This window comes from Roseibium sp. FZY0029, assembly GCF_036350355.1.
Taxonomy (GTDB): Bacteria; Pseudomonadota; Alphaproteobacteria; order Rhizobiales; family Stappiaceae; genus Roseibium.
Genome location: NZ_JAZDVZ010000004.1, coordinates 22,704 through 45,012, shown reverse-complemented (window position 1 = coordinate 45,012; position 22,309 = coordinate 22,704). Strand labels below are relative to the sequence as shown.

Below are 22,309 nucleotides of genomic sequence, written 5' to 3'. Positions count from 1 at the left end.
AGCCCCGGAGGCAGCTCAGGCAGGCAAGCCCTAGCGCTTTGCAGGCTTCTTGCGGATGGTCAGAACCGCGCTGATGACCAGAACCATCCCGCCGATCTGAACCGGTGTCAGCGATTCACCGAAGAGGAAATAGCTTTCCACCGCTGTTGCCACGGGCACCAGATAGAACAGGCTGGCGACCTGGGATACGGCCCCTTCGCGGATCAGCAGCATCAGCAGAAGGATCGCGCCGACCGACAGGACCAGCACAAGCCAGGCCATTGCGAAGATGAGCTCGCCCGACCAGGTGATCTGCCAGCTTTCGGTCAGGCTGAGGGGAATCGTGACGAAGAGCGCGCCGACGTATTGCCAGACGGTCGCCGCCATAAGGTCGGTCTGCTGCACGAACCGTTTCTGGTAGACGGTTCCCAGGCTGATGGCCGCGACGGCAATGAGCACGACAAAAATCGTCACGGGTGTGATGCCCGATCCGGCCAGATCGAGTTTCGGACCGAGGACGAATGCCAGGCCGATGGCGCCGATCGCCATTGCAAGCCAGTGCCTGCGGGAAATGCTCTCGCCGAGTAATGCGACCGCGATCACTGCGGTCAACACGGGTTGAAGTCCGACAATGATAGAAGACGCTCCTGCCGGCATGCCCTGCTTGATCGCCCAGAACACGCCGCCGAGATAGATCCCGTGAACCAGCATGCCGGTGACGATGCAATGAAGGATCGCCCTGAAATCCTTCGGCCAGGACTTCGACAAGACGAGTGCCAGCACAATCAGCACCGGCAGAACCGCAACGAAGCGCACCGTCAGAAACACCATGGGGTCGATGTACGGCGCGCCAAGTTTCGAACCGACAAAGCCCGTAGACCATAGAAGAACAAAAATGACCGGCGCGGTTCTAGCGAGGAGATTCAATTTCAGCCTCAGTGACAAAGTCGAAGATGACGATAGGTTAACTTAGAAAGTGGCGGGGTATACGGGCATATTAACCGTAAATTGGCATTTATAATCAAAGCTACGGCGCAAACATAAGTGTCCTTCCGCCTTGCGATGCAAGAAGTGCAGACAAGATGCTTGGACACTTTCAGATCGATCAACAAGTGGATGTGGACATCGATGGCGATGGTTCGTCCGTTGATCCAGGGGACATACGCTGGTGGCCGTCAGATCTCAATCACCTTTTCGCATTTTCTCGAACCTGTCGGTCAAAGCCAGAATCCTGGCCCTGAGCCTTTTCACCATCGTCGGGCTGTTGACCATCGGTGGCGTCTTCTTCTGGAGCCAGGGGGAGTTGAATTCCGCCTTTGCCCGCATGAGCAGCAGTTCGGAACTGGCCGAGCAGGTCGGCACGCTGGCGGAGAGCGCCGCGGCGCTGCGTGCGATTGAAGAGCGTTACCTCAGCAAACCGTCCGTCGAGACATTGCAGAGCTTCAACGTCAAGCTCGACGAAGCCGGCGCGGTTCTGGAAACGATCTCGACCAATCCCGCAGCTGCCGCCTATGCCGCAGAGATTGCCGATGTCAGGGATACGCTGGAAGGCACCCGGGGGGCTTTCGAAATGCTCGACGCGGCACAGCAGAAGATCGGATATGACACGACGCAGGGCTATCTGGCGGCGCTCAACGATTACGCCGGGGCGTTCAAGCATCGCCTGTCGGAAGAGATGAAGTTCGGCGGTGGGCCGGATTTCGAGAAGCTGGCCCGCGCTATTCTGGCCGTACAACTGGCCGAAAGGGAGTTCACGCTCGCGAACACAGAGGCCGCGCAGGAGGCGTTTCAAAGCGAGTACACCGCCTTCGAAGAGTTCTTGCAGAAAGTGTACATGTCCAACGCCGTCAAGGCGGAACTGGCCGAAAACATGGCCAAATACAAGACGGCTTTTGACGACTACACCGCCACCAAGAAGGAGCGGAGCGAACATTCGAAGCTTCTGGAAAACCTGTTTGAACTTGTTCCGCCGCATGTTGAGGCCCTGAGCGCTGCCGCAAAGAGGATTCAGGCAGAAGCCGCCAAGCAGCTTGAGACAGCCCGGGCTATCGCAACCTACGCAATCGGCGGGACTATCCTGGTCCTGCTTGTGCTGCTTCCGGCCATCGCTCTTGTGATCGGTCAATCGGTGGCGCGTCCGCTGGCGCGGCTGCAGTCGGCCATGGAAGCGCTTGCCAGCGGCCAGACTGACCTTGACCTTCCGGACGATAGTGGCAGCACCGAGCTGGCCTCCATGAGCCGGACTGTTCAGGTCTTCCGCGACAATGCCGTGGAGCGGGCAGAACTTACAGCGGCCCAGGATCAGGATAACCGCAGGCGCGAGGAGCGCGTTGCCCGTCTGGATGCGTTGATCAGCCGGTTTGAAGGCACGGTGTCTACCGCGCTCAACAGCCTCGACCGGGCCAACGACGAGCTGCGCCAGACTTCCCAATCGATGGAACAGTCGGCCGACGATGTTGCCACCCAGTCCGGTGAAGCGGCGGAAGCCGTGCGCACGGCGGCGGATAACGTCACCTCCGCGGCCCATTCCGCAGAAGAGCTCGCCGCGTCAATCGCCGAGATTGCCGGCCAGGCGAACAAATCCACCGAAGTGGCGCAGCAGGCGGTGCGCAGCGCATCTTCCACCGTTGCCACCATGCAGGAACTTTCCAGCGCCGCCGACCGGATCGGCGAGGTCATGGGGCTGATCCGCGACATCGCGAACCAGACCAACCTGCTGGCACTGAACGCGACCATCGAGGCTGCGCGTGCGGGTGAGGCCGGCAAGGGCTTTGCGGTCGTTGCGGCAGAAGTGAAACAGCTTGCCGAGCAGACCTCGAAAGCCACCGAGGATATCGCGACGCAGATCGAGGCCATTCAGGGATCTTCCGATCAGGCGGTCCACGCGATCGAGGACGTCAACCGGATCATTTCCGACATGGAAGGCCTGGCCTCGGCCGTTGCGTCTGCCGTCCAGCAGCAGGATGAAGCCGTTCAGGCGATCTCGCAGAATGTTTCCAGCGCCTCGGCCCGTTCCGAACAAGGCGTGTCGAGCATGGAAGCCGTCGGTTCGGCGGCCGAACTTGCGCGCTCCAACGGTTCCGAGGTGGAGCATCTTGCAGAATCGCTGGGAGAGCAGGGGGCCTTGATCCGGCAGGAAGTTGCCGAATTCCTGCAGGGCGTGCGCAGCGCCTGACCTCGAACGGCATCGCCTCAAACGCAGAAAACCGAAAAAACGCCGTGTCGGAGCCGACGCGGCGTTTCGCCATTCTGGCGGCCCGCGTTTCTTCGTGCTAGCCATGCACACAAACAATCGGCCGGCATGCACTCCGCCAGACCGGCCAAGCGCAAAGAGGGCGAAGCGGAATGCAGGAAGACATCGTCATCATCGGAGCAGGACAAGCCGGAGCCCAGGTCGCCCAATCCCTGCGGCAAGGGGGATTTGAAGGCCCGCTGCGGCTGATCGGCGACGAACCGCATCCTCCGTACCAGCGCCCGCCCCTTTCCAAGAAATATCTGGCGGGCGAGATCGGCGCTGAAGGTCTGTGGTTGCGCCCGCCGGCTTTCTTCACGACCAACAACATCGACCATATTCCCAACACGAGAGTCGTTGCCATTGACCGGGGTGCCAAGCGGCTGACCCTGGCCAACGGCGACACGCTGCCCTATGGCAAACTGGTTCTGACAACGGGCACAAATGCCCGGCTGCTGAAGCTGGGTGGCGCTGACAAGAAGGGCGTGGTCACTCTGCGTTCGATTGCCGATGTCAACACGATCCGGGAGGTTCTTGAGACGACCGGCCAGGTAGCCATCATCGGTGCAGGCTATATCGGCCTGGAAGTTGCCGCCGTCGCCAAGACGCTCGGCAAGTCGGTCACGGTCATCGAGGCTCAGGACCGTCCGATGAAGCGCGTGGTCAGTCAGCCCGTCTCCGATTACTTCTGCAGCCTGCACAAGGCTCGGGGTATCGATCTGCGTCTCAACACGGGCATCGAGGCAATCGAGGGCGGTGACAGCGTCACCGGCGTCAGGCTGTCGACGGGTGAGACGGTTCCGGCCGGGCTGGTGCTGGTTGCCGTCGGTGCCGAGCCCAACGACCACCTTGCCGCCGAGGCGGGCTTGGAGGTCGATAACGGGATCCTGGTGGACGGCTGCGGCCAGACGAGCGACCCGGACATCTACGCCGCAGGCGACTGCACGCGCTTTTATTCCAATCGCTACCAGCGCTCCGTTCGCATGGAAAGCGTTCACAATGCGATTGATCAGGCCAAGGCGGTTGCACAGGCTCTTCTGGGGCAGGAGGTCGACTACGATCCGCTGCCGTGGTTCTGGTCCGATCAGTATGACATCAAGCTGCAGATCGCCGGTCTGTCGGAAGGCTATGACGATGTCCGCGTTGTCGGCTCGACCGAGGACAACAAGTTCTATGTCGCCTATCTGCAGGACGGCGGGCTGATTGCCGTCGACAGCATCAATTCGCCGCGCTCGCACATGATGGCCCGCCGGGTGATCGGCGAACCCTGGCGCGACGATCTGCTGCCGGAAGCCTGAGCCGAAGGTTCTCTTGAAGGGATGAAGCCGGCGGGCATTCGGGCAAAGCGCTTCGAATGCCCGGCGGCGGCGCCCGCGTTTATTCGACCTTGCCAAATTTCTCCAGGAAATAGGCGGTCATGTCCTTGTTGCGGTCGTACTGATGGACAATCGCATAGGGCTGCTTGTCGAAGGTTTTGACCAGCCCGTCCTCGAACACCGGTGCGGTTTCCCTCGGCATGCAGAACCCCGGCGCGTCCGGGCCGACATTCGCACTGACCGCGTGCAGCAGCCAGGGAACCTGCCAGTTCACCTTTTCGGCCTTTTCCTTCCAGCCGCAAAAGGTCAGGAGCTGGTTGAAGGCAGCCTGGTCGCCACTGCGTTTCGTCTGGTCAAAATAATAGACCGCCAGCATGAAATCCATCATGGCCTCATAGCGGCCCGCGAAATAGCCGGCGCAGCATACGGGAACCCTGGCCACGCGATCATAGGCGTGACGGCCATAGGTTTTCAGAACGTTCCGGCGGTTCCAGGGGTCTTCATGGGTGATGCTTTCCTCGCCGATCAGCAGATCCTTGCCCGGAGCAAGATTGTCTTCCATCCAGGCGAACGGATCTGACTGGAACACAACGTCCCGGGCATCTGAAAAGGCGACGAAGCGGACTGGCTCGCCAAGTGCGTCGAGACGCTGCTTCACCAGGTGGCTGGCATGGAAGAAGCGCCGGTCGTAGATCTTGTCCTTGAAACGCAGGATGCGCTTGTTCCAGGTCCAACGTCGGTCGGTGTAGAGCTTGCCGCCATCGGAATGGTCGGCGATTTCTTCCTGAAGCTGCGAATAGGAATAGCGCTTCCTGGCGGGATCATGATTGAAGGTGATGACGAGCGAGCCCATGTGCTTCATGTAGTCCACGAGGGCTTCACTGACGTCATAGGCCACGGCGACCGTGCGGCCGCGATATCCGGTTGCCTTCAGGGAGTTGTACCATGCAGCCATGTGTTTCGGCTCATAGCCCGACACCGCCGTGACGATGACATCGTTGGCTGAGGACAATTCGGCTGACATGCGCGCTCCGGCTCGGTTCAAACTGGCCCCGGCGACAGGCTGACCGGGCTTCGGCCTGCTACCTATCCCAAACCGCGGCCGGGGGCCATATCATGGCGAAAATTTCTGGAAGCTGGACGATGGCCCGGCTCAGCACCCTGCGTTCTGGAGGATGAGCCGGGTCACTTCCTTGGGCAGTTCCAGATGCAACATGTGGCCGGTTCGCTCGAAGATGTGCGTGGCAACGACGCCCGGCAGCTTGTGGGCCTGGCGCGTTGGCAGGACGCGGTCCTGTGTGCCCCAGAGAACCTTGATCGGCATGGGCAGGGCTGCCAGCTCGTCGCGCGGCAGGGTCTTTTGCACGCTGCCGTCGATGATCTCGTCCGCGATTGCCTCCAGTGTTGCCGCCGCTCCAGGGCGTGCACGGCTTTCGGCTGCCGTTCTGGCAAGGAACTTCGGCAATTTGAACTCCCAGCCGAAGAATTGTTCCAGCAGGGTTTCCATTGTTTCAGCATCCGTCGCGGCCGCATAGCGGCGCAGCAGGCGATGGTTGATCTCAGACCCGAACCCGCCCGGCGCGAGCAGGGTAAGGCTGGCGACCAGATCCGGATTGCGCAGGGCAATCAGCGCGGCGACCGCACCGCCCATGGAATGACCGACGAGGTGAACCTTCGTCAGCCCAAGCGCCTCCAGAGACTGGCCGACCGCTTTTGCGGAAACGCCCGCGTTGCCGACCCGCGGCCAGTCGAGGGCCTCGCCGTGCCCCGGCAGATCGAACGCAATGGAGCGTTTCCTGGAGGCCAGCGCGGTCTGGATGTTGAGCCAGGTCTGCCTGTCGCCGCCGAAACCATGAAGCAGCACGACCGGCGCCCCGTCGTCTGGGCCGGTGGCGGCCTGGTCTCTGAAGGGCAGATGGGAAGGGGCGTCGGGACGTAAATCGGTCATGTCGGTCTTTGCTTGTCGAGGGAATGGGAAAATATCCGCAGGAGAGGGCGTCTCAGGAAAGCGGGTCCAGGGTAAACAGGGGTTGGGGATCGGTGAAGCCGTTGAGGTCGAACGAGCCGGCCGGTTTCGATCTTTCGCTGGCGAAGCGGGCGACGTCTTCGGTCATCAACACGTCGGCTCCGACGGTCTTGGTGAGGCTTTCGATCCGGGCGGCAGCGTGCACCGTCTGGCCGATCACCGAGAAGGTGAGCCGGTGTGGGACACCGATGTTGCCGAACATGACAGACCCGACGGACAGGGCTATGCCCGCCTTCAGAACATGCGGCAGCCCTGGATCTGCGTTGATCTTCTTCAGACGGATCCGGCTTTCATCGGCAGCCGATAGCGCCTGCGCGACGGCCTTGTCCAGACTTTGCGGTCCGATGGGAAAAACGCCTAGAACGGCATCGCCGATAAAGTCGAGCACTTCGCCGCCCTTTGCCAGGATCGCGCCAGCTGTTGCGTCGAAATAGGTGTTCAGGAACGACAGGTAGGCATCCGGGCCCAGTAGTTCGGCAATGGCGGTCGAGTTGCGCATGTCGCTGAAATAGATCACCGCATCGACGGTCTGCCCGTCGCCATGACGGATCTGACCGCTCAGCACCTTGTTGCCGGCGATCTTGCCGAGATAGGTTTCGGCGATTGTCTGGTTGATCTGACCCTGGATGGTGGCGCGGGCAGCCAGGGCAAAGCGTTTTTGAATGTAGCGGATCGCGGTCAGGGCCTCGTCCGAAAAGCCCTCCGTTTCCCGCGTTGCCCAGCTGATCACGATGCCGGAAGCGGAGATAGGGTCCTTGATGGTCGGCAGGTCGAATTCCGTGGTGATCACGATGTAGTCGGTGTACCCGCTTTCCTTCAGACGAACGAGTAGCGGGAACTCGAGCGCAGAATTTGCATTCGCGAGCCGGCGCCGCAGGACCGGCTCCTGATTGACCAGCACAGCGCGGACAGGGCTTTGCAGCCACTCGTCGGATTCCTCGGCGTTGTGGGCAATCTGTTCGCGGTAGATTTCGGAGCCGTTTTCCCAGATCGCAGTCTCTGCCTCGATCAATGGGTGCAGGGTCGACCAGCCGATCATCGCGCGGTCCACCGGCACCTCGCAGGCGCGCAGGCGCTCGCACATCTGGCCGAACATGGACCCCAGATCGGGCGAACCAAGAGACTGGTCGATCAACCAGTCTTCGACGCCGTCAATTTCCGCCATACTGATCATGGCGCCAAGTTAGTGGTGTTTTCGTCCGGTTTCCAGACGGCTTGTGACGGCGTTGCGCGATTAATGCGCCGGTTCGAAATTCACCTTGCCGGGCGGAACGATGAGCCAGTTGACCGTCACATCGGGTATGCTGCCGGAGGTCTGGTATGCGAATGTCTGCGATCCCTCACGAACGGCGTCCGGATAGTAGCGCCGGATTTCCTCAAGCGGCGTTTCCCGGTCGCCGCGCCAGACAATCATCAAGCCCTTGTCCTGAACGTCCTTCGGGTCGATCCACGGGCTGAGGGTCAGGTCATGAAGATAGAACATCGAGGGGCGGACAGGCGCTTGCGTGGTGACATTTGCCGCCGACCACATGTCGCCGGCCACATAGGCAAGATCAGTGCCCATGCGATCTTTCCAGACATGCGTCATGTCCTGTGCGATGGCCTTGCCGGGATAGTGGATCCGGGTCTGCTTGTGTTTCCAGTAGGGCTCCAGCACTGCTTGTCCGAAGAGGACGCCGAGGAAAATCGCCTGGATCGCGATGGCTGCTGCGAGGGCACGGGCTGGAAAGGGCCAGACGACCGGCAGTGCCACAAACCGCACCGCGACGATGCCGGACAGAACGAACATGGGCGTGCCCCACATGTGCTCGAATTCGTTGCCGGTAACGGCCGAGGCCAGCAGCACGACGGCAAGCGGCAGGAAGGCAAACCAGAGCAGAAAGCGGTCCGAGGGAACGGGCAGGGGCTTGACCGTTTCATGCCTGCACTGTCGCACCTTTTTCAAGCCACGCCAGCCAAGTCCGGCCAGAATGACCAGGAACAGCCCGGCGTGGTTGCCGATTTGCGCGGCCAGGAAGTTCAGCGGATTGAACAGGTGGTCGGTGAAGCCGGTCGACGGGTTGCTGCGGCTGGCGGCATAGCGCAGCGTCAGAAAATCCGTTTCCAGAAGCCATGCGGCGTGCGGCAGCATGAGGACGAGACAGACGACAATCGCCACCCAGGGACCAGGGCGCAGGATATGCCGACGGGCATCGGCGAAGACCAGGGCGTAAAGTCCGATCGCACCGATCAGGAGAAGCACGAAATATTTCGTGTAGAGACCGAAGGCGGCCAGAGCACCAAGCAGGACCCAGTCGAGCATCCGGCCTTTGTCCAATGCCCGGTGAAACAGCAGCATCATGCCGGCCCAGATCGGGATCTGCAGGATGTTCGGGTTGAATTCGGGCAGGGGCAGCGTGAAGTAGAAGGTGACGCTGGTCAGAACGAGAGACCAGAACGCCTGCTGGCCGGAAAGACCGAGGCGGCGAGCGAGCCGCCAGATGAACAGATAGCCGAGGGCGACCGATACCGCACTCAGCCAATAGCCACCGCTCGTGCCCCCGGTGAGGCAATAGGTCAGCTCCAGAAGCCAGGCCTGCATCGGCGGATGCTTGGTGTAGCCGAGCTGAAGTTCCCGGCCCCAGGCAAAGCCTTCCACCACATCAAGTGGCGGATTGGGAAAGGTCAGGGCCGGCACCAGGGCATAGAGCAGGCAGAGACCTGCAGCGTAATAGACGGCGGCCCGTGCAGGCGTGGTATCGATCAGGCGCATCAAAGGTCAGGTTCCGGCTGGATGGTGCGAGAAGGCCCAGAGCCGTGCTCCGGCAAAGGAAAGGGCAGGCACGATCGCGATGGAAAACAGGAGACCGATGAGATCGGGCCAGGGGGTCAGCGTCAGCCACAGAGCCAGAACGGTGGTGTTCAGCAGAAAGCCGGAAACGGCGATCACCAGGAAGCGGAGCATGCTTCTGATCGCGGTTCCCTTGCGGCGCAAATGCGAAAAGCTCCAGAAATAGTGACCGGTGAAGGAGACGCAGAAGGCGACCAGAAAACCGCAGATGTTGGCTGGATAGGCCGATAGCAATCCCGATTGCAGCAGGCTGCCGGCCACGGCGGCATGGGTAAGGGTCGCCAGCACGCCGATGACCGCAAACTTGCCGGCAGCGGCGGTCTCCGTCTTCAGCTTGCCGTGACGGGCCTCAGGCACCATTGGCGGCGTCGTTTGGTTGACTGGCGGGTTGTTTGACGGGTTGGGGCGCGGGGCTGCCTTCGATCACATCCTGAACGATGAACACCGGACGCTGTTTCGCTTCGTTGAAGAGCCTTGCGACATATTCCCCGATCATGCCGATCGACAGCAGTTGCACGCCTGAAAAGAACAGGATCGCGACCATGAGCGAGGCATAACCCGGAAGGTCGATGCCTTCGATGAGAACACGCAAGGTCAGGTAGAGCGCATAGGCGAAGGCACCAACAGAGATCAACGCACCGCCATAGAACCAGACCCGCAGCGGCAGCGTGGTGAAGCCTGTCAGGCCGTCCAGCGCAAAGTTCCAGAGCTTCCAGTAATTGAACTTGCCCGTCCCGGCGAGGCGTGCCGGACGTTCATAGGGAAGCGCCATGGCTGGAAAGCCGACCCAGGCAAACAGCCCCTTCATGAACCGGTTGCGTTCGGGAAGGCGGAGCAGGGCATCGATGACGCATCGGTCGATCAGGCGGAAGTCGCCGGCATTGGCCGGCATGTCGATATTGGCCAGCCGGTTGAACAGGCGATAGAACATGCCCGCCGTGGACCGCTTCATGAGCGTGTCGGAAGAGCGGTCGACCCTGAGCCCGTAGACGACGTCATAGCCCGCGCGCCATCCGTCCAGCATCTGCAGGATGAGCTCCGGCGGATCCTGCAGGTCGGCGTCGATGATGATGCCGATGTCTCCCTTTGCCGCCTCCAGCCCGGCCGAAAGGGCTGCTTCCTTGCCGAAATTGCGGGAGAGGCCCAGAAGCCGTCCAGGCAAGCCGTTCGCAAGCTGTTCGGAAAGGATATCGGCCGTCCTGTCGCGGCTGCCGTCGTCGATGAAGACATATTCGTAGCGAAGACCGGTCCGCTCGAGCACCGGCCGGGTTGCCTGCAGGAAGTGGAGAATGACCTCTTCTTCGTTGTAGACCGGTACGATGACACTCAGCAGCGGTGCCTGCGGGCGGGCGCTTTCCCGACGGGTGACGTAGACAGTGTTGGCTGCTGTGGTGTGCATGAACATTCGTTAGCCGGTTGAAGTCGGCGGCAACCTGCCGGAATTTCACGAAAAAGGCCAGCCCTTTGAACAGGCTGGCCTTCGTCATGGTCAATTGGATCGATTGCCGTCAGGCAAGCACGCCGTGGCAATGCTTGAACTTCTTGCCGGAGCCGCAAGGGCAGGCCTCGTTGCGGCCAACCTTGCCCCAGGTCGACGGGTCGTTCGGATCGCGCTGTGTCGGGGGCACCGGCATCTGAGCGTCGGCCAGGGCCATCTCGTCTTCCCCGGTGGTGGGGTCGATGTGATGCGGGTGCATTTCGGGCTCGGCCGGCATCTGCGGTGGCTGCTCCGTCACCAGTTCAACCCGCATCAACTGAGCGGTGGTTATCTGGCGAAGCTGGGTGAGCATGGACTCAAACAGCGTGAAGGCCTCGGTCTTGTATTCCTGCAGCGGGTCGCGCTGGGCGTAGCCGCGGAAACCGACGACCGACCGCAGGTGATCGAGATTGGCAAGATGCTCGCGCCACAGATTGTCGAGCGTCTGCAGCAGGACGGCCTTTTCAACCTGGCGCATGATGTCCGGGCTGTATTTGGCAACTTTCTGGGCCATTGCGGCATCTGCCGCCTTACGCAGACGGTCCTTGACCTCTTCGTCGGCAATACCTTCCTCGGCCGCCCAATCCTTGATCGGCAGATCCAGGTTGAGATATTTGCGCGCCTCTTCCTGCAGACCTTCCGTATCCCACTGTTCGGGATAGGCCCGTTCGGGGATGTGGCCGGAAACGAGATCGTCGATCACATCGTGGCGCATTTCGGCAACCGCGTCCTGGATCGCCTCGCTGTCCATCAGTTCGATACGTTGATCGAAGACCACCTTGCGCTGGTCGTTCATCACGTCATCGAACTTCAGCAGATTCTTACGAATGTCGAAGTTACGCGCCTCGACCTTCTGCTGTGCCTTTTCAAGCGCCTTGTTGATCCACGGGTGGATGATGGCTTCGCCTTCTTCCAGGCCGAGCTTCTGCAGCATGGAATCCATGCGCTCGGAGCCGAAGATGCGCATCAGGTCGTCCTGCAGGGACAGGAAGAACTTGGAATGGCCCGGGTCGCCCTGACGGCCGGAACGGCCGCGCAACTGGTTGTCGATGCGGCGGCTTTCGTGACGTTCCGTGCCGATGACGTAAAGACCGCCGGCGGCCAGCGCCTTCTGCTTCATGTCTTCGACTTCGGCGCGGATCTGCTTTTCGCGCGCTGTGCGTTCCTCGCCTTCCGGCATGTCGCCCAGTTCCATGGCGATCTGCATGTCGGCGTTGCCGCCGAGCTGAATGTCGGTACCGCGGCCTGCCATGTTGGTGGCGATGGTCACGGCGCCCGGCAGACCGGCCTGTGCAACGATAAAGGCTTCCTGCTCGTGGTAGCGCGCATTCAGAACCGCGAAGACCTTGGTCGTGCCGCCTTCGCTCTTCTGAGCGGCGGCAAAGGCTGCCGGATCGCTGAGATCGATCTGCTTGTAGCCGTGCTTCTTGAGCATCTCGGCGAGATACTCGGATTTCTCGATGGACGTGGTGCCGACCAGGATCGGCTGCGCACGCTGCTTGCAGTCATCGATCAGCTTGACGATGGCCTGGAATTTTTCCTGAACGGTCCTGTAGACCTCGTCATCGTCATCGATACGCTTGACGGCGACGTTGGTCGGGATCTCGACAACTTCCAGCTTGTAGATGTCGGCGAATTCGTCGGCTTCCGTCGACGCGGTGCCGGTCATGCCGGCCAGCTTGCCGTACATGCGGAAGTAGTTCTGGAACGTGATGGACGCCAGCGTCTGGTTTTCCGGCTGGATGCGCACTTTCTCGCGGGCTTCCAGCGCCTGGTGCAGGCCTTCCGAGAAACGGCGGCCCGGCATCATGCGGCCGGTGAACTCGTCGATGATGACCACTTCGCCGTTGCGGACGATGTAGTCCTTGTCGCGCTGGAACAGCTTGTGCGCCTTCAGCGCCTGCTGCAGGTGGTGCACGACGGCGACGTTCTCGACGTCGTAAAGAGACTCGCCTTTCAGCAGGCCGGCTTCGCCGAGCAGCTTTTCCAGCTTTTCGTTACCGGCTTCGGTGAAGGAGGTCGACCGCTGCTTTTCATCGAGTTCGTAGTCTTCTTCGGTCAGATGCGGAATGAAGGCATCGACGGAATTGTAGAACTCGGAGCGATCTTCCAGCGGCCCGGAAATGATCAGAGGCGTACGCGCTTCATCGATCAGGATCGAATCCACTTCGTCGACGATGGCATAGGCATGTCCGCGCTGAACCATGGACTGGCGGTCATGCTTCATGTTGTCGCGGAGATAATCGAAGCCGAATTCGTTGTTGGTGCCGTAGGTGACGTCGGCGGCATAGGCTGCCCGGCGTTCCTCGTCGCTCAGGCCGTGGGTGATACAGCCGACGCTGAGGCCCAGAAATCTGTAGACCTGACCCATCCAGTCGCTGTCGCGCTGTGCCAGGTAGTCGTTGACGGTGACGACGTGGACGCCGTTTCCGGTCAAGGCGTTCAGATAAACCGGTGCGGTGGCGACAAGGGTCTTGCCCTCACCGGTGCGCATTTCGGCGATCTGGCCGGAATTGAGCACCATGCCGCCGATCAACTGCACGTCATAGTGACGCTGGCCGAGCGCCCTGCGGGCCGCTTCGCGCACGGTGGCAAAAGCGGGAACCAGAAGGTCATCGACGCTTGCGCCGTTTTTCAGCTGGTTTCGGAACTCGTCGGTCCTGGCTCTGAGAGCGTCGTCCGAGAGAGCCTGGATTTCAGACTCCAGGGCATTGATCTGTTCGACCTTTGCCCGAAATGTCTTCACCTTCCGGTCGTTCGCCGAACCGAAAATCTTACGTGCTAAAGCGCCAAGGCCAGCCATGTGGCGGTCCTTCCCTACAAGGCGGCGCCAACTGGCAAAGAGGCGCCTGCCCATGAAATCGTCTCAATTGCTGTCCACGTTGCCGCCTGGCGCAGAGCGCTGGCCGGCAAACGCGGCCGAAAAGATGCCTTCCCGGCGCTACGGCCAGGACGCCCGACAGATAAGAGGGGGCTGAATGCTTGTCAACGCCGCAGGAATGCGCAATGTACCCACGCCCCTGCAATACAGGGGTAAGAAAGATTACTGTTCCGATAGGTAAAGGACTACTCATGTTCCGAATTTCGATGCGCAGGCCGGCTCAGGCGCTTGCCGTTTCTCTCCTGGCGCTGTCGCTCGGATCCACCGTCCTGTCCGCCGCAGAGCCGGACGATGTGGTCGCGAAAGTTGGCGACACGGAAATCACCGAAGCCGATCTCGCCTTTGCTGCGCAGGACCTGGGCAAGGAATTGCAGCGGTTTCCGCCGGCACAATGGCGCAAGCTTCTTCTGGACGTCATGGTCGACATGGAACTGATGGCGCATGCCGCTCGTGAGGAAGGCCTGGACAAGGATCCGGACTTCCAGCGTCAGCTCGACTTCCTGAAGCTGCGCGCCCTTCGTAACGCTTACCTCGCCCAGAAAATCGACGGCGAAGTGACCGACGAAGAAGTGCAGGCAGCCTACGACAAGGAATTCGCCGATTTTGAAGGTGCGGAAGAAATCAACGCCCGTCACATCCTGGTGAAGGAGAAGGCTGAAGCCGAAGCCATCATCGCCGAACTGGACGGTGGTGCGGATTTTGCCGAACTGGCCCGCGAAAAATCTACCGGGCCGTCCGGTCCGAACGGCGGCAGCCTCGGGTACTTCGTCAAGGGTCAGATGGTTCCGCCGTTCGAAGCTGCTGCCTTCGCACTGGAGCCGGGCACCTATACCAAGGAGCCGGTGGAAACCCAGTTCGGCTGGCATGTCATCAAGCTTGAAGACAAGCGCCGTCAGGAAAAGCCGGCGTTTGAGGAAGTGGCCAACGGTCTGCGTCAGCAGTTGATGCGCGAGCGTTATGACGCCCGCATGGCCGAGCTGAAGGATCAGGTTGCCGTCGAGATTGTCGACGAGAGCCTTGCCAAAGCCGAAGAAGCCGGCGCTGCTGCTGAAGAGGAAGGCGCTGCAACCGAAGACGGTACGGCAAAAACCGAATAAGGCACGCTTTGCCTGAAATGAATGATGAGCCCGGCAGCCTGGCTGCCGGGCTTTTTTGCAGCGCTTGTGCACCACGCCCGAAATGGCTTGAAAAGGCTTGCGTTTGCCACATGCTTACGGCAAGAGCATCGTGTGTTCAGGCGAGCGCGGACAAGTTGCTCGCAGCCATTTGAACGGATCAATTTGCGGGCGGTCAAACGATCTCGACCGGGCGCCGGTTGTTCCTGAGCTTTGTATCATCTGACCGGGACCGCCACGATGTCGACCACCGTATCTCCCCTTGCGCCCAAGTCCTATCCCGAGATGCCGGAGATCGAAGGCGTCCAGTTTGCGACCGCTTCCGCCGGGATCAAGTACAAGGGCCGGACCGACGTTCTGCTGGCGACGGTCTCGGAAGGAACGGCGGTGGCCGGGGTCTTCACCCGCTCCAAATGCTCGTCCGCGCCGGTTGACTGGTGCAAGGCACGCGTCGGCGGCGGCAAGGCCCGGGCGCTCTTGGTCAATTCCGGCAACGCAAACGCATTCACCGGCAAGAAGGGCAAGGCGGCGGTCGAGCTGTCCGCGGAAATCGTTTCCAAGGCGCTTGGCTGCAGCGAAGGCGAGATCTTCCTGGCATCGACCGGCGTGATCGGCGAGCCGCTGCCAGCGGACAGGTTTTCCGGCGTCATCGACGAGCTGAAGGCCAATCAGGGCAGCGCAAGCTGGCTGGACGCCGCGAAGGCCATCATGACCACGGATACCTACCCCAAGGTCTCCACGGCAAGCGTCGAACTGGATGGCGTCACCGTGACCATCAACGGCATCGCCAAGGGTGCCGGCATGATTGCTCCGGACATGGCGACCATGCTGTCCTTCATTTATACCGACGCGCCGATCGCACCGGACGTTCTGCAGGCGCTGGTCAGCGGCGAGGTTGATGGCAGCTTCAATGCGGTCACCGTCGACAGTGACACGTCCACCTCCGATACGGTTCTTCTGTTTGCGACAGGTGGGGCCGCGAAAAAGGGCGTGGAGAGCGTTGCCTCTCTTGAAGACCCGCGTGTCGATGTCCTGCGGGCTGCCCTCGGTGATGTCATGCTGGACCTTTCCCATCAGATCGTCCGCGACGGCGAAGGCGCACGCAAATTCGTTGAAGTGCGGGTGGAAGGTGCTGAAAGCGACGCGTCCGCCAAGCGGATTGCGCTGTCGATTGCCAATTCACCGCTGGTCAAGACGGCAATCGCCGGCGAAGACGCCAACTGGGGTCGCGTCGTCATGGCTGTCGGCAAGGCTGGCGAGCCGGCTGATCGCGACAAGCTGGCCATCTGGTTCGGCGATGTGCGGGTGGCGGTCGAAGGCGAGCGCGATCCCGACTACAGCGAAGCGGCCGCCTCTGCAGTTATGGAACAGGAAGACATTGTCATCCGCGTGGACCTGGGGCTGGCAAGCGGCCAGGCTTCGGTGTGGACCTGCGACCTCACCAAGGAATATGTCGCCATCAATGGCGACTACCGGAGCTGACCATCCTTCGCAGTTCTGACAGTGCTGCCCGCCAACGTGCTTAACCGCGCCTTAAACCAGCGTTTCAGGATTGGACACCTGCCAATGACCAAGATCGTGCTCGTTGCCGCCTGCGCCCTTGTGGATGTGGACGGCCGCATCCTTCTGGCGCAGCGGCCCGAAGGAAAATCCATGGCCGGATTGTGGGAATTCCCCGGCGGAAAGGTTGAGGAAGGCGAGCGTCCGGAGGAAACGCTGATCCGGGAACTGAACGAAGAGCTCGGCATAGAGGTTAACGAAGCGTGTCTGGCGCCCTTGACCTTCGCCAGCCACTCTTACCAGGATTTTCACCTACTCATGCCATTGTTCATTTGCCGCAGGTGGAATGGAACGCCACACGGCAAGGAAAACCAGGCGTTGAAATGGGTGCGCGCCGCCAGGCTGAGGGACTATCCGATGCCTGCCGCCGACGAACCTCTGATACCGCATCTGCAGGACGCTGTTTAAGGCCGTTTGCTCAGTTCTTCGGGGATCGCATGCCGTTTCGATTTCAAACCATTGCAGACCGCATTTCATCGGCCTTTTCCCGGCGGCACGAGTTCGTGCGCGACGAGCGCGGCGCTACCATGATCGAATATGGTCTGATCGTCGCTCTCATCAGCATCATAATCCTGATCACGATGACCGCTATCGGCACCACCATGCGCGACGATATCTTCGGTAAGATTACAACCACCCTGCAAGGTGTGCTCGGCTCCACCTGAGCCGCGCTTTATGGGCGGGCACTCTAATCTTCGATTTTGCGTTCCCTGACGCCGAGGGCGTCGGCCAGGCGTGTCTTGGCGGAGCCAGGCCGCAGCGGCTTTTGCTGGCTTTCATGGGGCGCCCATCCCGACAATGTCACCAGCGAGAATGTCGCCCGGATCCGACCGTCCGCATCGGCATGGTTTTCGGCATAGAGCTGGGCCGCCCGCAAGAGAACCTGACGGGAAAGCGGCAGCCTGCTGCGGTCTTTCAGGACGGACGGTGCGCCCATGGACCTGAGATCCTCCAGGAGCGCGAACATACTGTCGTAGCGCACAGTCAGGTTGTCCAGATCGGTGACCGGCAGGGCAAAGCCCGCTCTCTGAAGCAGGCTTCCCAGGTCACGCGTGTCGGCAAAAGGCAGAACGCGCGCAGCGGCACCGCCTTTGATTTCCAGTTCCGCCCGCGTGAGGCTGTCGCGCAGTTCGCTCAAGGTGCCAGCGCCCGGCAGGGTGGCCAGAAACAGGCCGTCCGGCTTGAGAGCGCGGCGGATCTGCACGAGCGTGCCGGGCAGATCGTTCACGAATTGCAGGTTGAGCGCGGAAACGATCAGGTCCACCGTCTGGTCGCCGAAGGGGATCAGGGCGTCATCGAAGAGAAGGTCTGGCGCGGGAAGGCCGGGGTCGGCGGCAAAGAGATCCGCCCGCAGCACAAGATCAGCCTTGCCGGACTGCCGGATTGCCTCCGCCACGTGCGCCCGGTGGCCGCCGAGATCGACGGCAACCGGGAACCGCCGGTTGACCATCATCAGGCGGTCCTGCAGATCTTCGCTGACGGCTTTCAGCAGAAAATCCGCACCCGGTTTGGCAGCCTTCAGCGCCCGTAGGCGGCAGGCGCGGAAAAAGGGGCGGTCGAAGAGATCTGGTTGTGCGGTCACGGCAATCCCGGCTGTCGTCTGATTATCGCGGTCACATATGGTATCCGCCCGCCAAGGTCAAAGGTGCTAGGCCGCATCAGCTGCTTGTGCAGCAGTCTTCCGGCACGATCAGGGCAGGTGTTGTCTGTTTGGGCTGGTATCGATCGGGGTTTCGGTGCCAAGGTGGCCGCTGGAGTGAAGGTGCATTTTTCTGCAGGCGTTTTTCGGGAGCGGTTTTGCGAAGTCTTGCGATGAACATAGCCGGTTTTCCGGAAGTCGCGGCACGGTTTGCGCTCGATTTCGTGCTGCCGCAACGCTGCTTCAGCTGCGATGCCCGGGTGTCCGAACAGGCCGGGCTGTGCGCGGAATGCTGGTCGCAGGTGCCGTTCCTGGAGCGGCCCTGGTGTGAGCGGCTGGGCATTCCGTTCGCCTATGATGTCGGCGAGGGCGCCTGGAGCCCGCAGGCTATAGCTGCGCCGCCGGTGTTCAACAGGTTGCGTGCGGTTGCCTTTTATGAGGGTCCGGCCCGGCAGATGGTGCACGCGCTGAAATTTTCCGGTCGGCGCGAGCTGGCCCGTCCGATGGCGCGCTGGATGGTTCGCTCGGGCAGCGACCTTCTCAGCAAGGACAGCCTGCTGGTGCCGGTGCCGCTTCACTGGTTGCGGTTGCTGTCCCGCCGGTTCAACCAGGCGGCTGATCTGGCAAGGGAAGTTGCCCGCGAATGTGGTGGCCAATTCGAACCGCAGGTGCTCATACGCCAGAAACGCACCCGCCGGCAGGTTGGTCTGTCGGCCAAGGATCGGCACAGGAATGTCCGGTCCGCCTTCAAGGTCGACAGCGCTCGGGTCGATCTGGTTCAGGGGCGTCACGTTGTGTTGATCGACGATGTGCTGACGACTGGCTCCACGGTGTCCGCCTGCTGCAAATGTCTGCTTTCTTCAGGTGCAGCTTCCGTCGACGTGCTCACATTTGCGCAAGTCGACCCTGCCTTGCGGGCAGGCACCAGGACCTGATCCCGATACGCGTCCTCTTGAGTTTTTTCTGCGCACCCGCATATAACGCCCGGATTTGGTGTGCGGCGGTGCGGAAAAGCGTGCGGCTGCCAAAAATAAGGAAAAGATCTGATGGCTGAAGTGGTGATCTATACGCGCCAACTCTGCGGCTTCTGTACGGCGGCCAAGCGGCTGCTGGACAAAAAAGGCGTTGCCTACACGGAACACGATGCCACGTTCGATCCGGGCCTGCGCAAGGAAATGGTGCAGAAAGCCAACGGACATTCCACGTTTCCGCAGGTCTTCGTCGGTAAGACCCACGTGGGCGGTTGCGACGATCTTCACGATCTGGAACGTGCGGGCAAACTGGACGCCCTGCTTGCGTCCTGATTTACTGACCGCATAAGCTTACCTACCAGGACGGAGACAGGGGTGGGATGACTTCATTCACGGCAGCATGCATTCAGCTGCGCAGCGGCAAGACAATTTCGGACAACGCGGATGCTGCGGAAAGCCTGATCCGGGCCGCGGCAAAGGACGGCGCGCAATTTGTGCAAACACCCGAAATGTCGAACGTTCTGGTGCGCAGTCGGCAGGAATTGCAGGAGCGGATCTCCGATGCTGAAGATGACCCGTTCCTGAAAAGAGCACGCGCGCTTGCCGCCGACCTGGGGATCTATCTGCATCTCGGATCGCTGGCCGTGCTTGCCGGCAACGGCAAGATCGCCAACCGTGCCTTTCTGATCGAGCCGGATGGCAAAATTCTCGCGACCTACGACAAGATCCACATGTTCGATGTCGATCTGCCCAATGGCGAAAGCTGGCGCGAATCGGCGACCTATGAGCCGGGAACACAGACGGTTATCGCCGATTTGCCGTTTGCCAAGGTCGGCATGGCCGTGTGCTACGATATTCGTTTCCCGACGATTTTCCGCACCCAGGCTCGTGAGGGGGCTCAGGTTCTGACCGGGCCGGCTGCTTTCACCCGGCAGACGGGCGAAGCGCACTGGCACGTGCTTCAACGTGCCCGGGCAATCGAAAACGGCGCGTTCGTGGTTTCCGCTGCCCAGGGCGGTACTCATGAAGATGGCAGGGAGACTTATGGCCACAGCCTGATCGTCGATCCGTGGGGAAAGGTGATCGCGGAACTCGATCACGACGAGCCGGGCTACGTGCTCGCGGACATCGATACGGAAGCTGCTGCCAAGGCCCGCCAACGCATTCCGGCGATTGCGAACGAACGCGGGTTTTCCTGCACGCTGAGAGAAGCCGCCGGGGAGATGCCCGCGTGATCAAATATACGCTCGTCTGTGAGGCAGCGCATAGCTTCGAAGGCTGGTTCCGCAATTCAGAAGATTTCGAGGGCCAGTGCGCTCGCAGGCTCGTAACCTGTCCGGCCTGCGGCAGCGCCGAGGTTCGCAAGGCATTGATGGCACCGGCGGTTGCGACGTCCAGAAAGAAGGACAACCGGCCACCTGAACCTCTGCCTGCGACAGAGGTGCTGTCGACTTCCGTATCTGCGCCGGGTCAACCGCCCGTGCCTGATGTTGGTGCCCAATCCGCCGCGCTCATTCCCAACGACTTGCGCCAGAAGGAAGTCGTGGAGGCGTTGCGCCTGATCCGGAGTCACATTCTGGAGACGTCTGAAAACGTCGGTTCCGGATTTGCGGACGAAGCGCGCAAGATCCATTATGGTGAAGCGGAAAAGCGCAGTATCTACGGACAAACGACACCGGCGGACGCTCAGGAATTGATGGAAGAAGGTATCGCGGTCGTGCCGTTGCCAAGTCTTCCGGAAGACAAGAACTGAGCCGGTAGACACCGGCTCGTTTAACCTCCGGACGTGCCGAACAGGGCGCAGGCCGGCAACAGAAGACATTTCTGTCCCTGAGCCGGTTTCACCGTTCAGGAGACCGATCGGGGGCACTCATATGGAAATGCAAATTGCTGCGAAGAGCGGAAAGATAGCCTGCAGCAACTGTCCTTTGCGATCGAACAGCCACTTCCGCGAATTTACCGCTGAAGAATTGTCATTCATCAGCAGTTTCAAGACGGGCGAACTGACCGTCAACCAGGGTGCGACCCTGTTGATGGAGGGCGCCAGATCAACACATCTCTACACGATCCTGTCCGGATGGGCTTTCCGGTCCAAGGTTTTGGAAGACGGACGGCGCCAGATCCTGAACTACGCCTTGCCGGGAGACCTGCTGGGTCTGCAGGGGTCGCTGCTTGGTGAGATGCAGCACACCGTTGAAGCGCTGACACCGTTGACGGTCTGTGTCTTCGACAGGAAGCGGCTCGGGGAAATCTGGGAGCGGTTCGGCTCGCTGGCGTTCGACATCACCTGGATGTCGGCGCGGGAGGAGCGCATCCTTGACGAACATCTTCTGAGCATCGGGCGGCGCTCTGCCTCGGAACGTGCCGCCTATCTTCTGGCCTATCTGCAGCAGCGTCTCGACAGGCTTCAGAACCTCACCAAGGCAGACACGGCGCTTCCGCTCACGCAGACCCACGTGGCCGACACGCTCGGCCTGTCGCTGGTTCACACGAACAAGACTCTGCGGAAGCTGGCCCAAGGCGGGCTGATCCGCTGGATGGATAGCCGCTGTGAAGTGCTGGACATCGAAGGTCTTTGCAAAGTTGCCGGATGGAGCAACGTTACGCCGGTCAGCCGACCATTTTTGTGACGCATGTGATATCGGAAGAATTCGATATGCAATGGTCTGATTACTTCAGATTAACGTAGCAATAACTGCTGATCAGCTAGATATGATCTGCCTTTTATTAATCCATTAGGTAATGTTAACGTTCGTTAAAGTGTTGCTTTTTATGAAAATCTTTTGCTTATAAGGGAACTCAGATAGACTTCAGGCGTTGACATTCCGAAGAGCAAACTAGAAAATCAGAACCAATCTGTGCCGAGGCCCCAGTATGTCGTTGTCCTTGCTGAATAATTCCGAGAATATAAAGGTTATAGTGGCCGAGGACGAGCCTCTTATCGCCTGGATGCTGGAAGATGCCCTTTCGGGAATGGGGCTTGAGGTTGTCGGTCCGTTTGCGACCGTCGCCGAAGCAAGGACTTGTGCCCTCAGCGAAGAGCCGCAGCTGGCCGTTCTGGATGTCGACCTTGCAGACGGCGTGGTCTACCCGCTTGCCGATGCGCTTCATGAGAAGAACGTGCCGCTTATCTTTCACACGGCAAATACCGATCGTGTGGATCTGAAGGGGCGTTATGACGGATCACGTGTGGTTCTGAAACCCTCCAACGTGACCCTGCTTCAGAGCATTGTTGAAGATGCCTGTAGTCGCCTCAGAGCGTAGTTTTCTGCTCTCCGGTCAA

At 60.6% G+C, this 22,309-nt stretch carries 21 protein-coding genes; 12 read left to right on the top strand and 9 right to left on the bottom strand.

Annotated features, from left to right (window positions below):
* Window positions 1-30 precede the first annotated feature (30 nt).
* Window positions 31-906 carry a DMT family transporter gene (locus V1T76_RS11745; RefSeq protein ID WP_330560856.1) on the bottom strand — a complete coding sequence of 292 codons (876 nt, stop codon included), beginning with the start codon at window positions 904-906 and terminating at the stop codon, window positions 31-33.
* Window positions 907-1,147: 241 nt separating this feature from the next.
* Between V1T76_RS11745 and V1T76_RS11740 the strand changes: the two genes are divergently transcribed.
* Entirely contained in the window at window positions 1,148-3,154 is a 2,007-nt protein-coding gene (locus V1T76_RS11740; protein ID WP_330560855.1) for a methyl-accepting chemotaxis protein, read from the top strand.
* A 170-nt stretch (window positions 3,155-3,324) separates the two neighbouring features.
* The gene (locus V1T76_RS11735) at window positions 3,325-4,509 is read left to right on the top strand and encodes an NAD(P)/FAD-dependent oxidoreductase (protein WP_330560854.1); all 1,185 of its coding nucleotides are present in this window, start codon (window positions 3,325-3,327) and stop codon (window positions 4,507-4,509) included.
* A 79-nt stretch (window positions 4,510-4,588) separates the two neighbouring features.
* Here the strand turns inward: V1T76_RS11735 and V1T76_RS11730 are convergent, their stop codons facing one another.
* The 7 genes from V1T76_RS11730 to secA all read right to left on the bottom strand — a co-directional run bounded on the left by V1T76_RS11730 (window position 4,589) and on the right by secA (window position 13,663).
* Window positions 4,589-5,551 (bottom strand): hypothetical protein, encoded by a 963-nt coding sequence (locus V1T76_RS11730; protein ID WP_330560853.1) that lies wholly within the window; start codon window positions 5,549-5,551, stop codon window positions 4,589-4,591.
* A 129-nt stretch (window positions 5,552-5,680) separates the two neighbouring features.
* Window positions 5,681-6,475: an alpha/beta fold hydrolase gene (locus V1T76_RS11725; RefSeq protein WP_330560852.1), complete on the bottom strand. Its 795-nt coding sequence runs from the start codon at window positions 6,473-6,475 to the stop codon at window positions 5,681-5,683.
* A 52-nt stretch (window positions 6,476-6,527) separates the two neighbouring features.
* The gene (locus tag V1T76_RS11720; RefSeq protein WP_330560851.1) at window positions 6,528-7,718 is read right to left on the bottom strand and encodes an adenylate/guanylate cyclase domain-containing protein; all 1,191 of its coding nucleotides are present in this window, start codon (window positions 7,716-7,718) and stop codon (window positions 6,528-6,530) included.
* A gap of 69 nt (window positions 7,719-7,787) precedes the next feature.
* Window positions 7,788-9,305 (bottom strand): glycosyltransferase family 39 protein, encoded by a 1,518-nt coding sequence (locus V1T76_RS11715; protein ID WP_330560850.1) that lies wholly within the window; start codon window positions 9,303-9,305, stop codon window positions 7,788-7,790.
* A 6-nt stretch (window positions 9,306-9,311) separates the two neighbouring features.
* Window positions 9,312-9,743, bottom strand: coding sequence for a GtrA family protein (locus V1T76_RS11710; protein ID WP_330560849.1), 432 nt, complete (start codon window positions 9,741-9,743; stop codon window positions 9,312-9,314).
* Entirely contained in the window at window positions 9,733-10,782 is a 1,050-nt protein-coding gene (locus V1T76_RS11705) for a glycosyltransferase family 2 protein (RefSeq protein WP_330560848.1), read from the bottom strand. The genes V1T76_RS11710 and V1T76_RS11705 overlap by 11 nt, the downstream gene beginning before the upstream one ends.
* Window positions 10,783-10,891: 109 nt before the next feature.
* Complete coding sequence (gene secA / locus V1T76_RS11700) at window positions 10,892-13,663, bottom strand: preprotein translocase subunit SecA (protein WP_330560847.1); 2,772 nt, start codon at window positions 13,661-13,663, stop codon at window positions 10,892-10,894.
* A 269-nt stretch (window positions 13,664-13,932) separates the two neighbouring features.
* Between secA and V1T76_RS11695 the strand changes: the two genes are divergently transcribed.
* The 4 genes from V1T76_RS11695 to V1T76_RS11680 all read left to right on the top strand — a co-directional run bounded on the left by V1T76_RS11695 (window position 13,933) and on the right by V1T76_RS11680 (window position 17,081).
* Window positions 13,933-14,838, top strand: coding sequence for a peptidylprolyl isomerase (locus V1T76_RS11695; RefSeq protein ID WP_330560846.1), 906 nt, complete (start codon window positions 13,933-13,935; stop codon window positions 14,836-14,838).
* Window positions 14,839-15,096: 258 nt separating this feature from the next.
* Window positions 15,097-16,338 carry a bifunctional glutamate N-acetyltransferase/amino-acid acetyltransferase ArgJ gene (gene argJ, locus V1T76_RS11690; protein WP_330560845.1) on the top strand — a complete coding sequence of 414 codons (1,242 nt, stop codon included), beginning with the start codon at window positions 15,097-15,099 and terminating at the stop codon, window positions 16,336-16,338.
* Between the two features lie 84 nt (window positions 16,339-16,422).
* Window positions 16,423-16,824: an 8-oxo-dGTP diphosphatase MutT gene (gene mutT, locus V1T76_RS11685; protein WP_006932418.1), complete on the top strand. Its 402-nt coding sequence runs from the start codon at window positions 16,423-16,425 to the stop codon at window positions 16,822-16,824.
* Window positions 16,825-16,853: 29 nt separating this feature from the next.
* On the top strand, window positions 16,854-17,081 hold the full coding sequence (locus V1T76_RS11680) for a Flp family type IVb pilin (RefSeq protein WP_330560844.1): 228 nt from the start codon (window positions 16,854-16,856) through the stop codon (window positions 17,079-17,081).
* Window positions 17,082-17,104: 23 nt separating this feature from the next.
* Here the strand turns inward: V1T76_RS11680 and V1T76_RS11675 are convergent, their stop codons facing one another.
* Entirely contained in the window at window positions 17,105-18,004 is a 900-nt protein-coding gene (locus tag V1T76_RS11675; protein WP_442970120.1) for a methyltransferase domain-containing protein, read from the bottom strand.
* A 224-nt stretch (window positions 18,005-18,228) separates the two neighbouring features.
* Here V1T76_RS11675 and V1T76_RS11670 point away from each other — a divergent pair, with 224 nt between their 5' ends.
* From V1T76_RS11670 to V1T76_RS11645, 6 genes are all read left to right on the top strand, one after another.
* On the top strand, window positions 18,229-18,990 hold the full coding sequence (locus tag V1T76_RS11670; RefSeq protein WP_330560842.1) for a ComF family protein: 762 nt from the start codon (window positions 18,229-18,231) through the stop codon (window positions 18,988-18,990).
* A gap of 111 nt (window positions 18,991-19,101) precedes the next feature.
* Window positions 19,102-19,359 (top strand): glutaredoxin 3, encoded by a 258-nt coding sequence (grxC, locus tag V1T76_RS11665; protein ID WP_006932400.1) that lies wholly within the window; start codon window positions 19,102-19,104, stop codon window positions 19,357-19,359.
* Between the two features lie 47 nt (window positions 19,360-19,406).
* Entirely contained in the window at window positions 19,407-20,261 is an 855-nt protein-coding gene (locus V1T76_RS11660) for a carbon-nitrogen hydrolase family protein (protein WP_330560841.1), read from the top strand.
* Window positions 20,258-20,779 (top strand): DUF1178 family protein, encoded by a 522-nt coding sequence (locus V1T76_RS11655; RefSeq protein WP_330560840.1) that lies wholly within the window; start codon window positions 20,258-20,260, stop codon window positions 20,777-20,779. The genes V1T76_RS11660 and V1T76_RS11655 overlap by 4 nt, the downstream gene beginning before the upstream one ends.
* Before the next feature lie 121 nt (window positions 20,780-20,900).
* On the top strand, window positions 20,901-21,656 hold the full coding sequence (locus V1T76_RS11650; RefSeq protein ID WP_330560839.1) for a Crp/Fnr family transcriptional regulator: 756 nt from the start codon (window positions 20,901-20,903) through the stop codon (window positions 21,654-21,656).
* A 244-nt stretch (window positions 21,657-21,900) separates the two neighbouring features.
* Window positions 21,901-22,290: a response regulator gene (locus tag V1T76_RS11645; protein WP_330560838.1), complete on the top strand. Its 390-nt coding sequence runs from the start codon at window positions 21,901-21,903 to the stop codon at window positions 22,288-22,290.
* Window positions 22,291-22,309 lie beyond the last annotated feature (19 nt).

Bases quoted from the DNA above. Each gene is read 5' to 3' on its own strand.
- V1T76_RS11735 (WP_330560854.1), top strand. From the start codon at position 3,325: ATGCAGGAAGACATCGTCATCATCGGAGCAGGACAAGCCGGAGCCCAG.
- V1T76_RS11730 (WP_330560853.1), bottom strand. From the start codon at position 5,551: ATGTCAGCCGAATTGTCCTCAGCCAACGATGTCATCGTCACGGCGGTG.
- V1T76_RS11725 (WP_330560852.1), bottom strand. From the start codon at position 6,475: ATGACCGATTTACGTCCCGACGCCCCTTCCCATCTGCCCTTCAGAGAC.
- V1T76_RS11720 (WP_330560851.1), bottom strand. From the start codon at position 7,718: ATGGCGGAAATTGACGGCGTCGAAGACTGGTTGATCGACCAGTCTCTT.
- V1T76_RS11715 (WP_330560850.1), bottom strand. From the start codon at position 9,305: ATGCGCCTGATCGATACCACGCCTGCACGGGCCGCCGTCTATTACGCT.
- V1T76_RS11710 (WP_330560849.1), bottom strand. From the start codon at position 9,743: ATGGTGCCTGAGGCCCGTCACGGCAAGCTGAAGACGGAGACCGCCGCT.
- V1T76_RS11705 (WP_330560848.1), bottom strand. From the start codon at position 10,782: ATGCACACCACAGCAGCCAACACTGTCTACGTCACCCGTCGGGAAAGC.
- secA (WP_330560847.1), bottom strand. From the start codon at position 13,663: ATGGCTGGCCTTGGCGCTTTAGCACGTAAGATTTTCGGTTCGGCGAAC.
- V1T76_RS11695 (WP_330560846.1), top strand. From the start codon at position 13,933: ATGTTCCGAATTTCGATGCGCAGGCCGGCTCAGGCGCTTGCCGTTTCT.
- argJ (WP_330560845.1), top strand. From the start codon at position 15,097: ATGTCGACCACCGTATCTCCCCTTGCGCCCAAGTCCTATCCCGAGATG.
- mutT (WP_006932418.1), top strand. From the start codon at position 16,423: ATGACCAAGATCGTGCTCGTTGCCGCCTGCGCCCTTGTGGATGTGGAC.
- V1T76_RS11680 (WP_330560844.1), top strand. From the start codon at position 16,854: ATGCCGTTTCGATTTCAAACCATTGCAGACCGCATTTCATCGGCCTTT.
- V1T76_RS11670 (WP_330560842.1), top strand. From the start codon at position 18,229: ATGAACATAGCCGGTTTTCCGGAAGTCGCGGCACGGTTTGCGCTCGAT.
- grxC (WP_006932400.1), top strand. From the start codon at position 19,102: ATGGCTGAAGTGGTGATCTATACGCGCCAACTCTGCGGCTTCTGTACG.
- V1T76_RS11660 (WP_330560841.1), top strand. From the start codon at position 19,407: ATGACTTCATTCACGGCAGCATGCATTCAGCTGCGCAGCGGCAAGACA.
- V1T76_RS11650 (WP_330560839.1), top strand. From the start codon at position 20,901: ATGGAAATGCAAATTGCTGCGAAGAGCGGAAAGATAGCCTGCAGCAAC.
- V1T76_RS11645 (WP_330560838.1), top strand. From the start codon at position 21,901: ATGTCGTTGTCCTTGCTGAATAATTCCGAGAATATAAAGGTTATAGTG.